The 12,952-nt window shown below is 45.0% G+C and carries 9 protein-coding genes; all 9 read right to left on the bottom strand.

Annotated elements, in window-relative coordinates:
* Positions 1-132 precede the first annotated feature (132 nt).
* On the bottom strand, positions 133-1,200 hold the full coding sequence (leuB, locus tag ATH1_RS0108555) for a 3-isopropylmalate dehydrogenase (RefSeq protein ID WP_010420219.1): 1,068 nt from the start codon (positions 1,198-1,200) through the stop codon (positions 133-135).
* 8 nt (positions 1,201-1,208) lie between these two features.
* Entirely contained in the window at positions 1,209-2,756 is a 1,548-nt protein-coding gene (locus ATH1_RS0108560; RefSeq protein ID WP_010420223.1) for an alpha-isopropylmalate synthase regulatory domain-containing protein, read from the bottom strand.
* An 83-nt stretch (positions 2,757-2,839) separates the two neighbouring features.
* On the bottom strand, positions 2,840-3,433 hold the full coding sequence (leuD, locus tag ATH1_RS0108565; protein ID WP_010420226.1) for a 3-isopropylmalate dehydratase small subunit: 594 nt from the start codon (positions 3,431-3,433) through the stop codon (positions 2,840-2,842).
* 81 nt (positions 3,434-3,514) lie between these two features.
* A complete protein-coding gene (gene leuC, locus ATH1_RS0108570; protein WP_029164039.1) occupies positions 3,515-4,915 on the bottom strand; it encodes a 3-isopropylmalate dehydratase large subunit in 1,401 nt (466 codons plus the stop codon).
* A 457-nt stretch (positions 4,916-5,372) separates the two neighbouring features.
* On the bottom strand, positions 5,373-6,869 hold the full coding sequence (locus tag ATH1_RS0108575) for a 2-isopropylmalate synthase (RefSeq protein ID WP_010420232.1): 1,497 nt from the start codon (positions 6,867-6,869) through the stop codon (positions 5,373-5,375).
* A 450-nt stretch (positions 6,870-7,319) separates the two neighbouring features.
* On the bottom strand, positions 7,320-8,372 hold the full coding sequence (gene ilvC, locus ATH1_RS0108580) for a ketol-acid reductoisomerase (RefSeq protein ID WP_010420235.1): 1,053 nt from the start codon (positions 8,370-8,372) through the stop codon (positions 7,320-7,322).
* Between the two features lie 22 nt (positions 8,373-8,394).
* Positions 8,395-8,949, bottom strand: a complete 555-nt coding sequence (gene ilvN, locus ATH1_RS0108585) for an acetolactate synthase small subunit (protein WP_010420238.1) — start codon at positions 8,947-8,949, stop codon at positions 8,395-8,397.
* 187 nt (positions 8,950-9,136) lie between these two features.
* Complete coding sequence (gene ilvB / locus ATH1_RS0108590; protein WP_029164040.1) at positions 9,137-10,870, bottom strand: biosynthetic-type acetolactate synthase large subunit; 1,734 nt, start codon at positions 10,868-10,870, stop codon at positions 9,137-9,139.
* 65 nt (positions 10,871-10,935) lie between these two features.
* The gene (gene ilvD, locus ATH1_RS0108595; RefSeq protein ID WP_029164041.1) at positions 10,936-12,762 is read right to left on the bottom strand and encodes a dihydroxy-acid dehydratase; all 1,827 of its coding nucleotides are present in this window, start codon (positions 12,760-12,762) and stop codon (positions 10,936-10,938) included.
* Positions 12,763-12,952: the final 190 nt, after the last annotated feature.

Below are 12,952 nucleotides of genomic sequence, written 5' to 3' on the forward strand. Positions count from 1 at the left end.
GCACTCAATTATCTATTAAAACAAACTTTGTCATGCTCGTTTCAATTTATACCGTACTCGTTTGTACAAAAAAGCCGGTTACTTATTGAAACCGGCTTACTTTGGAAGAACAGACATATCATTAAGAAACCTCTACATGGACGAAATGTAATCAGCAATCCAGTCGCCTACGGCCGATGTAGATAAAGGGTTGGTTTTATCAATGTCCTCGGTTGCTTTCCCCTGTTCCAATGAGGCATCTACTGCTTTCCTGATCATGGTTGCTTCTTCCTTCAGGTCGAAAGCGGATTCAAGCATGAGCGCGGCAGACAGGATTGTAGCCAGCGGATTGGCGATGTTTTTACCCGCAGCCTGTGGATATGAACCATGAATGGGTTCAAAAACCGAGGTGTGCAGTCCGATGGAAGCCGAGGGCAAAAGACCCAGTGATCCGGTAATAACACTGGCTTCATCGGTAAGAATGTCCCCAAACATATTTTCGGTTACCATCACATCAAAACGCTTTGGCCACTGAATAATTTGCATCGCCGCATTGTCCACAAACATATATTCGACGTCTACTTCCGGGTAGTCGGGTGCAATGGCCTGTACGGTTTCACGCCAAAGTCTTGATGTTGCCAGCACATTGGCTTTGTCTACCACCGTTAGCTTTTTACGGCGTTTCATGGCAAAGTCAAAGGCCAAACGGGTTATTCTTTCAATTTCTTCCACGGTGTATACATTGGTGTCGTAAGCGGTTTTCCCGTCTTCGGAACGTCCCTGAGGCCGGCCGAAGTATATGCCGCCCGTCAGTTCACGTATAGCTACGAAGTCGGCCCCTTCTACCAGATCGGCACGCAATGGCGATTTATGAAGTAGAGAAGGAAAGGTAGCTACCGGGCGGATGTTGGCATAGAGGCCAAGTTTTTTTCGCATGGCCAGCAGGCCTTGTTCCGGCCTGACTTTTGCTTTGGGGTCATTGTCGTATTTGGGGTCGCCTATGGCTCCGAAAAGAACGGCATCTGAGTTCATACACAATTCGTGTGTTTCATCGGGATATGGATTTCCGGTTTTGTCGATGGCAGTGGCACCGACAAGCGCCTCGGTGTAAACAGCCTCATGACCTTTTTTAGCAAAAACAGCATCCAGGGCTTTCCTGGCTTGCTCAACAATCTCGGGCCCGATACCGTCGCCGGGCAGTACAGCAATGTTTAACTTCATGTGATTATTTAAGATTTTCCGTTAATGACTACTCCGCTTTCTTTGTTTTCGATAATATTAAGCATTTTCAGGGTGGCTTTAATGGCTGCCTCTGTCTGGTCGGCATCAAGCCCTCTTGTTTTGAATTCCTGATTTTTGAATTCCCAGGTAATAATGGTTTCCACCAGTGCATCCGTTTTTCCGCCGGGAGGAATGGACACCTGGTAATCGGTCAGTACCGGATGTTCTTTCCCCAACTTATCGTAAATGCACCACATAGCTTTCATAAAAGCATCATATTGGCCATCTCCGACAGATGTTTCATTGAACACATCTTTGTTAATCTGCAAGCTGACCGTTGCAACAGGTTTCAGACCCTGCACTATGGCAAGGTGATAGTTTTTAAGCTTGATCCGGTTATCGAGGCGCTCGGTTCTAAGGACATCCGAAATTATATAGGGAAGGTCCTCGGGCGTAACATTCTCTTTCTTATCGCCAAGTTCGATCACCCTTTTAGTGACCTTTTTCATATCCTCCGGCCCTAGTTCAATACCAAGGTCTTCCAGGTTTTTCTTAATGTTGGCTTTTCCCGATGTTTTGCCAAGAGCGTAACGTCTCACGCGGCCAAACCGTTCAGGCATCAGGTTGTTGAAGTAAAGGTTGTCTTTGTTGTCACCGTCGGCGTGAACACCGCTGCATTGTGTAAAGACATTTTCGCCCGTCAGCGGTTTGTTGGCAGGAATCCGGACACCTGAGAATGTTTCGACCATGCGCGAAATTTTTGTGAGTTTACTCTCATCAATGGTGTTTTCTACCTTCAGGTGGTCGTTCATCACACCGATTATGCTTGCCAGCGGTGCATTGCCTGCTCTTTCACCAAGGCCGTTAACGGTGGTGTGAATGCCTTTTACTCCGGCTTTAATGGCATAATAGACATTGGCTACCGCGAGATCGTAATCGTTATGGGCATGATAGTCGAAATGGGTATCCGGGAATTTTTGGGTCATTGCCCGGCAAAACTCATAGGTTTGATCGGGATTTAATATGCCAAGGGTATCGGGTAACATGATCCGGCGAACAGAAGTCCGGGAAATTCCATCAACCATGAATTCGACATAATCAGGGGAATTCAGCATTCCGTTCGACCAGTCTTCGAGGTAAACATTTACTTTGATATCCCTTTTTTCGGCTTCAGCGATCACCTTTTTTATGTCGGCCAAATGTTCTTCTTTGGTTTTTCGCAATTGACCGGTAAGGTGTCTTATCGATCCTTTGGTCAATAAATTCAGTACTTTACCGCCGGCCTCTTCTATCCAGTCGAGGGAAGTTGTTCCGTCAACAAAGCCCAGTACTTCTATACATTCAAGGCAATTTTGTTTTTCTGCCCATTTGGTTAATCGTTTTACAGCTTTTAGTTCACCTTCGGAGACCCTTGCCGAGGCCACCTCGATGCGGTTAACCTTCACCTCTTCCAGTAACAAACGGGCGATGGCCAGCTTTTCGGCATCGTTGAATGATACGCCCGTTGTTTGCTCACCATCCCGCAGGGTGGTATCCATCAATTCTATGGTTTTCATCGGCTTTAGTTGATTGAGGATGCCGGAAAAAATCTTCCAGGCAACCTCATAGGTTTATACATGTACCTGGATTCAGCGGCGGGTCAGGCGTGTTCTTTCTCCCAGGCTTCAATTTGGTCGCTGATGTTTAAAAGATAATCGATATCATCAAATCCGTTAAGCAGGCATTTTTTCTTATAGGGATTGATGTCGAACGACTCTGACGGCCTGTCGGGGAGAATCGTGATTTTCTGATTTTCAAGGTCAATTTCCACTTTTGTGGCGGGGTCCTTTTCAATGGCATTAAAAAGTGTTTCAAGAAACTCTTTTGAAACCTGAACCGGTAATAACCCGTTGTTGAGTGAGTTATTCTTAAAGATATCGGCAAAAAAGCTGGACACAACTGCTTTGAATCCGTAACCTGCCAGCGCCCAGGCGGCGTGCTCACGACTTGACCCGCTGCCAAAGTTTTGTCCGGCCACCAATACCTTCCCGGAATATTTTGGGTCGTTCAAAACAAAATCTTTTCTTGGTTTACCTGATTTATCATATCGCCAATCGGCAAACAGATTGTCCCCGAAACCTTCACGGGTTGTGGCTTTAAGGAATCTGGCGGGAATGATCTGATCGGTATCTACATTCTCAATTGGTAGCGGGACACAGGTAGATTTCAGTTTTACGAATTTATCTATTGGCATTTTTTATCCTAATTAGTTTTATTATTGTTTTACCAGAATATCAGTTTTGAACTGATTTTATTCTTGTTTTTCCTCTGTGACTCAAAGAAAGTCACGCGGATCGGTTATTTTTCCTGTAATGGCTGCAGCAGCTGCGGTTATCGGGCTGGCAAGCATGGTTCTGGCGCCAGGCCCCTGGCGGCCTTCAAAATTCCTGTTGGAAGTGGAAACAGCATAGTTTCCTTCAGGTATTTTGTCGTCGTTCATGGCAAGGCATGCAGAACATCCGGGCTGACGCATTTCAAATCCTGCCTCTTCGAGAATTTGACGGATTCCTTCTCTTTCGGCCTGAGCTTCAACCTGATGACTTCCCGGAACGATCCAGGCGGTAACATTTTCCGCCTTTTTCTTTCCTTTAACAAATGATGCAAATGCTCTCAGGTCTTCAATTCGTCCGTTTGTACAGCTTCCCAGGAAAACATAATCAACCTTCTTTCCTATCATAGGATCGCCAGGCTGAAAGTCCATATATTGCAACGACTTTTTAAATGTAGCCTGAGTTGATTTTTCAATTTCTTCCATTTTGGGGATACGCTTACTGATGCCAATTCCCATTCCCGGGTTGGTACCATAAGTGATCATCGGCTCAATATCGGCGGCGTTGAAAGTCAGCTCTTTATCGAATTCTGCATCAGCATCTGATGGCAACTGCCGCCACTCTTCAATGGCTTTGTCCCATTCGGTGCCTTTAGGCGCAAACTCGCGTCCCTTAACGTATTCAAAAGTGGTTTCATCCGGAGCGATCATTCCTCCGCGTGCGCCCATTTCAATACTCATGTTACAGATGGTCATTCTTGCTTCCATGGAAAGACTTCGAATGGCCGATCCCGCAAATTCTACGAAGTAACCGGTTGCGCCACCGGTTCCAATTTGTGAGATAATGTAGAGCACAATGTCTTTAGACATTACTCCTTTTCCAAGGTCGCCTTCAACGTTGATGCGCATGGTTTTGGGCTTGTTCTGAAGTAATGTTTGTGTAGCCAGCACCATCTCTACTTCGCTGGTGCCGATACCAAAAGCAATGCTTCCAAAGGCACCATGAGTGGAGGTATGACTGTCGCCGCAGACAATGGTCATGCCTGGCTTGGTAATACCCAGTTCGGGCCCTATAACGTGAACAATACCATTCCATGGATGGTTGAGCCCGAATAGAGAAACTCCGAACTCCTCGCAATTTTCAGCCAGTTTATTGACCTGAAAACGGCTCAATTCATCACGGATGGGCTGATCCTGACCAAGGGTTGGAATGTTATGGTCGGCGGTTGCCACTGTCTTTTCGGGTCGACGGACTTTTATGCCACGGTTCCTTAAACCTGCAAAAGCCTGGGGACTGGTCACTTCATGAACAAAGTGACGGTCGATGTAAAGCACACTGGGACCACCATCAACTGTTGTTACTACATGCTTGTCCCATATTTTTTCAAATAAAGTTTTTCCTGCCAAGGTATTATCGTTTTTTAAGGTTACTAACTTGTCTCTGTCCATTAAGTACCATTTACTGCGTTACGCTTGCCGCCCAAATACTCATTTACGAAACGAGCATGGCAAAGTTTGTTACAATAAGAATATGTATAAGTTCTTGCCTGCGAGTTCCATCAGACCAATAACTTAGACTAATTTTATACTGATGAAAAGTAAACTCCGTTTTTGGCGGCTTCGCAAGCCTTGGAACCGGCACTTTCTGAACAGACACATTATTTTTCACAACTTTTCCTGACTTAGACGGGCACGAACTTATTTTTCTTCTGCACCAAAAAGCCTCTATAAGTCCGGTCTAAAAAGCATCTTTGTTGCCAAACCCATTGTTGTTTTAAATTTTTGATTCTTCATTAACAATAAGTTAACATTGGTATATAAATTTAAAATGCCTTGAGTTTAACAAAAATTATACCGCACTTATCTATGCAATTTTCCCAACGGCATCGAGGAATGCTTCTACCGATGCGGTAATGATGTCGGTATGAGCTGCAAAGCCATAATAGGTCTGGCCTTTGTGCTCAACCTGCACATGAACTTTACCGAGGTCGTCGCTACCTCTGGTAATTGCCTGAATAAGAAACTCTTCGAGACGTACCCGGCGCTTGATCAACGCCTTTACGGCTGTGAAAGCTGCATCAATGGGGCCGTTGCCCGAGGCGGTTTCTGTAAATACATCACCATTGAAACTTACCTGCACGGTCGCTGTCGGGACTGTCGATTTACCGCAAATTACCTGCAGAAGTTCCAGTTGAATCGGTTTATTTTCCTTATTTTGTCCTTTTCCGGCAAGTATTTGCAAATCTTCGTCGGTGATGTCTTTCTTTTTGTCGGCCAGTTCGAGGAAACGTTGATATACTTCATCAAGTTCCTGAGGTTCGAAATCGTATCCCAAAACCTGGAGCCTGTGTTTCAATGCTGCACGTCCGCTTCTGGCAGTCAGTACAATTGATGATTCTTTGACACCTACTTCGGCCGGGTCAATGATTTCGTAATTTTCGCGGTTCTTTAAGACGCCGTCCTGATGTATTCCCGAGGAATGTGCAAACGCATTTCGTCCGACTATGGCTTTATTGGGCTGAACTGGCATGCGCATCAGGGTCGATACCAGACGGCTGCTTTTTATAATTTCTTTGCTGTTGATGCTGGTCTCCAGGTCAAGCTCTTTATGGCTTTTAATGGCCATGGCCACTTCTTCGAGAGAAGTATTACCGGCGCGTTCACCAATTCCGTTAACAGTAACTTCTACCTGGCGGGCGCCGTTCAGGATTCCCGTGATAGTATTGGCTGTAGCCATGCCGAGGTCGTTATGACAATGGGTTGAGATAATTGCTTTGTCAATGTTTGGAACATTATTCATCAGGTAGGCGATTTTTTCGCCATATTCCTGTGGCAGACAATAACCCGTTGTGTCGGGGATATTAACCACCGTTGCTCCGGCAGCGATCACAGCTTCCACTACTCTGGCCAGATATTCATTATCGGTACGTCCGGCATCTTCGGCATAAAACTCAACGTCGTCAACAAAATTACGTGCATATTTTACGGCTTCGACGCCTCTTTTTATGATTTCTTCGGGATTCGACTTCAGTTTGTAGTTAATATGGTAGAAAGAAGTGCCTATACCCGTGTGAATACGCCCTTTTTTAGCATTTTTCAGGGCGTCGGCAGCTACTTCAATGTCTTTTTTAACGGCTCTGGTGAGCGCACAAATAACGGGGTTGCTTACGGCTTTGGATATTTCGACCACCGAATTGAAGTCACCCGGACTGGAAACCGGAAATCCGGCTTCGATAATATCCACGCCGAGTTTTTCCAGCTGTTTGGCCACTTCGATTTTTTCGATGGTATTCAGCTGGCAACCCGGGACTTGTTCGCCATCCCGCAGTGTGGTGTCGAAAATATAGACTTTGTTGCTCATAGTACTATTGTTTTTCAGTCCGGATTTCCCGGTTTGTTTTGCATAGAACTTAGTGTCTGTCCATATAGTGCCATTTACAATACTATGCTTTTCCGAAAATTACCCATTTATGATAAATAAGTAAACTCCGTTTTTGGCGGCTTCGCGAACCTCACAACCGGCACTTTCTGAACAGACACATTAATAAGTAAGAAACTTTCCCGACTTTATAGGCGGGCACGAATTAATAGAGCTAAATTACCGCACAAAAAAAATGCGTATTGACTTAAATTGTTGCCCGGTAATTATTTTTGATTTATGAGCCCGGTCTAAAAAGCATCTTTATTGCCAAACTCAGTGTTGTTTTAAATTTTTAAATCCTCATTAACAATGAGTTAATTATGGTACAGAAATTTAAAACGCCTCGATTTTGACAAAAATATGCTTTTTATACCACACTTATTTATCAGATTACTTTTTTTGATTTTCGGGGCGAAGTGTTCGCACGACAGCTCCGGCTTTCCACATTTCAGATTCACGAAGGTCTTTTAGTTCTTCTTCGAGTTTGATGCGATAATCGCTCTGGCTGTTTGCATCAATAGAACGCTGTGCCTCATTGCCTTTGGCAACCTCGCTGTAAAGTTCCTTAAAAACCGGCATTGTGGCATCGCGGAATTTTTTCCACCAGTCGAGCGCACCGCGTTGTGCTGTTGTGGAACAGTTGGCATACATCCAGTCCATCCCGTTTTCAGCTACCAGGGGCATTAAACTCTGAGTGAGCTCTTCAACGGTTTCGTTGAAAGCTTCTGACGGAGAGTGCCCGTTGGCACGAAGTACATCGTACTGGGCAGCAAAAATTCCCTGGATGGCTCCCATGAGCGTGCCGCGCTCGCCGGTGAGGTCGCTGAATACTTCTTTCTGAAAGGTTGTTTCAAAGAGGTATCCGCTACCGACACCAATTCCCAGAGCAACTACGCGATCGAACGCCTTCCCGGTAGCATCCTGAAAGATGGCATAACTGGAATTCAGTCCCCTGCCTTCGAGGAACATACGACGAAGGCTGGTGCCAGACCCTTTGGGTGCAACCAGTATAACGTCAACGTCTTTTGGAGGGATAATGCCGGTGCGTTCTTTATAGGTAATTCCAAACCCATGTGAAAAATAGAGTGCATTTCCGGGCTTCAGGTGTTTCTTCACCGTTGGCCATACGGCAATCTGACCTGCATCGGATAGAAGATACTGGATAATGGTTCCTTTTTCCAGGGCTTCTTCGATGGGGAAAAGCGTTTTACCGGGTTCCCAACCGTCATTGACAGCCTTGTCCCAACTCTTTGAATCTTTACGCTGGCCAACAATGACATTAAAGCCGTTGTCTTTCAGGTTTAAAGACTGGCCTGGCCCCTGAACACCATAACCGATGACGGCGATGGTTTCATCTTTTAAAACTTCCTGTGCTTTTGATAAAGGGAACTCTTCGCGGGTTACCACATTTTCTTCGGTTCCTCCAAAGTTGATTTTTGCCATGATAAAAAATGTTATTTCTGTTTTAATTTAATTGAATTTCATCGGTTTCTAACTTCTTCAGATAGGTCTCAAGAAGTTCTTTTTTGTTTTTGGTGATCGCGATACGGCCCGAACGAACAAACTGTGAAACACCATAAGGTTCGAGTTTTTCGAACAGGTCCTGTGTTTCATTTTTATGTCCGGTCTTTTCAATAACCGTATACTCAGGTGTGATTTCAAGTATTCTTGCGCCATATTGACGTACTAACGTTTCAATTTCGTTTCCGCCAAGAAGCGATCCGGTTGATACTTTGTAAAGGGCTATTTCCTGATGTATAATTTCATCTGCACGGAAAACAAAAACTTTCAATACATCAATACGCTTCTCTATTTGCTTGGCGAGCTTTTCAATGTTGTCGGCTGTTGCAAATACGACAATCGTGAATTTATGAATGCCGGTTATAGCCGATTCCGATGTGGTAAGGCTCTCAATATTTATGTGGCGTCGTGTAAAAACCGTTGTGATCTGATTGAGCAGCCCCACATGGTTTTCTGAATATATGGAGAGTGTAAACTCTTCTTTTAAGGGTGTTGTCATTTTGTTTCGTTTTTATCGAATTAAAACTCATCAGTATGATATGGACTTTAGTTATTGGCCTGATGGAATTCGCATGGGGAAATTTATACATATCCTTGTGGTCATAAATCCTGCCCCACGCTCATTTTATTTTTTTAATACCTGTATCAAGCCGCGTCCGGCATGCCGGGTGTAAAAAATTGTCCGTTTATTCGAGTCTGATGTCTGAAACGGATGCTCCGGCGGGAACCATTGGGAAAACATTTCCTTCTTTTTCAACAACAACCTCTAACAGGAAAGGTCCTTCGGCATCAACCATCTGTTTAATGGCATCATCAAGGTTGTCACGCTCTGTAATTCTTAACGATGGCATGTGATAACCTTTTGCAATGGTCTGGAAGTCGGGATTAATCAACTCGGTTGAAGCATATCTTTTATCGTAGAACAGCTCCTGCCACTGGCGTACCATTCCCAGAAAATTATTGTTGAGCAACACGATCTTAACCGGAATCCGGGTCTGGAAGATGGTTCCCAGTTCCTGTATGGTCATCTGGAACCCTCCGTCGCCTACAAAAACGCAGACCTGGCGGTCAGGTCTTCCGAGCTTTGCTCCCATAGCTGCAGGGACTCCAAATCCCATTGTTCCCAAACCACCTGAAGTGACGACACTTCTGGTTTGTTTGAATTTGAAGTAACGGGCTCCCATCATTTGGTGCTGACCAACATCAGTAACCATAATGGCATCGTCATTAAAGGCTGTTGATACTTTTGAAATAACTTCACCCATGGTTATGCCTTTACTTAAAGGACGAATTTCTTTTTCAATAATACGGTCGTTCTCAACGCGTTCACAGGCTTTAAACTCCTGCAGCCATTCGTTGTGTTCGTTTTTTGCTATTTTTTCAGTAAGAATAGGGAGTGTTTTTTTAACATTTCCGAGAACAGGAACATCGGCATGTACATTTTTGTTTATTTCCGCCGGATCAATTTCAAGATGAATTACTTTGGCGTTGGTTGCATACTTGGAAGTGTCCCCGGTAACACGATCATCGAATCGCATTCCAATGGCAATAATAAGGTCAGCTTCATTGGTTTTAACATTTGGACCGTAATTCCCATGCATACCGAGCATTCCAACATTGAGCGGATGATCAGAAGGCATAGCCGATAACCCAAGCAATGTCCATGCGGCAGGCACACCGGATTTTTCAATAAAATCGAGCAATTCCTTTTCGGCATTGCCCATAATTACGCCCTGGCCAATGAGTGCCAATGGTTTTTTTGACAGGTTAATAAGCCTGGCAGCTTCCTCTATTTGGTGAAAATCAACAGGGTTTTCTGGCTTGTAGCTTCGTATGCTTTTTACCGGTTCGTAATTAAAATCCAGTTCGTTGGTCTGTGCGTCTTTTGTAATATCTATAACAACAGGGCCGGGTCGTCCGGATCGGGCAATATAAAATGCTCTTGCAATAGCTGAGGGAATGTCTTCCGCTCTTCGCACCTGATAGTTCCATTTGGTAACTGGCTGGGTAACACCCACTACGTCTGTTTCCTGAAAAGCATCTGTTCCCAGGAGTGAAGAAACAACTTGTCCGGTGATGACCACTAAGGGCGTTGAATCCATCATTGCATTGGCCAGGCCCGTAACTGTGTTGGTAGCTCCAGGGCCTGAAGTGGCAAAGCATACACCAACTTTTCCTGTTACCTTCGCGTACCCTTCGGCAGCGTGAATCGCCCCTTGCTCATGCCTGGTCAGCACATGATGCAGTTCTTCATGGTGATTGTGGAGAGCATCATATATAGGCATGATGGCCCCTCCCGGGTATCCGAAAATAATAGAAGTACCTTCCCTGAGCAGAGATTGCATGACTGCTTCAGATCCGCTCATTCTTGTTGTTTCCGTGGTTTTTTCCTTCATTAGTAATTGTGATTGTGGTTCCATAACGATTACGGTTATGTTTAGAAAAAAAGAAATAAAAAATCTGCTCCCTTTTCTTGATTACTAGATTATATCAGTCTTACAGCTCCTTTATCTGCTGAGGCAGCCATTGAAGCATAAGCTTTAAGTGCTTTAGATACCTTACGATTTCTATGACCTGGCTTAAAAGCCATTTCGCCTTTGCTTATTTCTTTTTGACGTCGTTGTTCCATTTCATCGTCTGAAATGTCGACATTGATATTTCGTTGAGGTATGTCAATAATTATTTTATCACCGGTTTCAATCAGTGCAATTTCTCCTCCGGCTGCTGCTTCAGGAGAAATATGGCCGATTGATAAGCCGGATGTACCACCGGAGAAACGGCCGTCGGTAATGAGGGCACATTCTTTTCCAAGGTGACGCGATTTTATGTACGAAGTGGGATAAAGCATTTCCTGCATGCCGGGACCGCCTTTGGGCCCTTCGTATCGTATGACGACCACATCGCCGGCTTTCACCTCGCCCGATAGAATGCCATCGACAGCTGCATCCTGTGATTCATAGACTTTTGCAACTCCTTCGAAATGTAAAATGGATTCATCAACCCCGGCTGTTTTAACAACACAGCCGTTTTTGGCAATATTTCCAAAAAGCACAGCCAGTCCACCGTCTTTAGAATAGGCATGTTCAACATCACGAATGCAGCCCTTCTCCCGGTCGAGGTCAAATTCCTCGTATACACTGTTCTGAGAGCCCAAAACAAGATTGCGAAATCCGGCCGGCGCACTTTTATATTTTTCTTTTGCAGCTTCCGTTACATCGGGACTTCTGAGGTCATGTTCTTTAAGTGCATCAGCAAGTGTGGGATAGTCGACCCTTCCAACGTTTGTGTCGATGATGTGGTGTCGTGCCAGTTCGGCCAATATTCCCAAAATTCCACCAGCTCTGTTAACATCTTGTATGTGATATTGGCTGTTAGGTGCCACCTTGGATAATACCGGGGTTTTGCGTGATAAATTGTCAATATCTTTTAATGTAAAGTCCACACCTGCTTCATGCGCTATAGCCAGGAGGTGGAGTACAGTGTTGGTAGAGCCCCCCATGGCTATGTCGAGCGTCATAGCATTCATGAAAGCTTGTTTGGATGCTATTGAACGCGGCAATACCGACTCGTCTCCGTCGCGATAATAGCGATAGGCAAGCTCCACAATTTTGTGGGCAGCCTCTTCGAATAATTTTTTTCTGTTGGCATGCGTTGCTACAATGGTCCCGTTTCCCGGGAGTGCCAGTCCGATGGCTTCATTAAGACAGTTCATGGAGTTGGCTGTGAACATGCCGCTACAGGAACCGCAGGTAGGGCAGGCATTCTGTTCGACAGCCAGGACTTCATCGTCGGAAACATTGTCATCAGCGGCCAGAACCATGGCATCGATGAGGTCGAGGGCAGTCCCGTTATTGTTTCCTGCTTCCATAGGGCCACCGGAAACAAAGATGGTCGGGATATTAAGACGCATTGTCGCCATCAGCATTCCGGGAGTGATCTTGTCGCAATTGCTGATGCATATCATAGCGTCGGGCTGGTGCGCATTTACCATGTATTCTACACTGTCGGCGATGAGGTCGCGTGACGGAAGAGAATACAGCATGCCATCGTGCCCCATGGCTATGCCGTCATCAATGGCAATGGTGTTGAATTCTGCAGCGAAACAACCCTGTTTTTCGACAATTTGTTTAATCTCCTGGCCAATGTGATGGAGATGCACGTGGCCGGGGACGAACTGGGTAAATGAATTTACAATGGCAATAAGTGGTTTACCCATTTGTTCTTCTTTCATGCCGTTGGCACGCCACAAGCTTCGGGCTCCGGCCATTCTGCGCCCTTGCGTTGTTGTGTTACTTCTTAATGCTCGTTTCATTATACAGATTACTTTCCTTAAATTAAAAACCCCTCTCACGCAGAAGTGAGAGGGGCTTAAAAATCGTTTAGTTTATTTAGCTATACACCATTCTCACTTCTGCCTGGTTGTCCCACGAGAATAATAATATTGACGAGAATGAGTGATAGAAAAAGGTTCATATTCAATTCAAATTTATTTGTTCTTTGCA

It is taken from the genome of Anaerophaga thermohalophila DSM 12881, assembly GCF_000191885.1.
GTDB classification, from domain to species: domain Bacteria; phylum Bacteroidota; class Bacteroidia; order Bacteroidales; family Marinilabiliaceae; genus Anaerophaga; species Anaerophaga thermohalophila.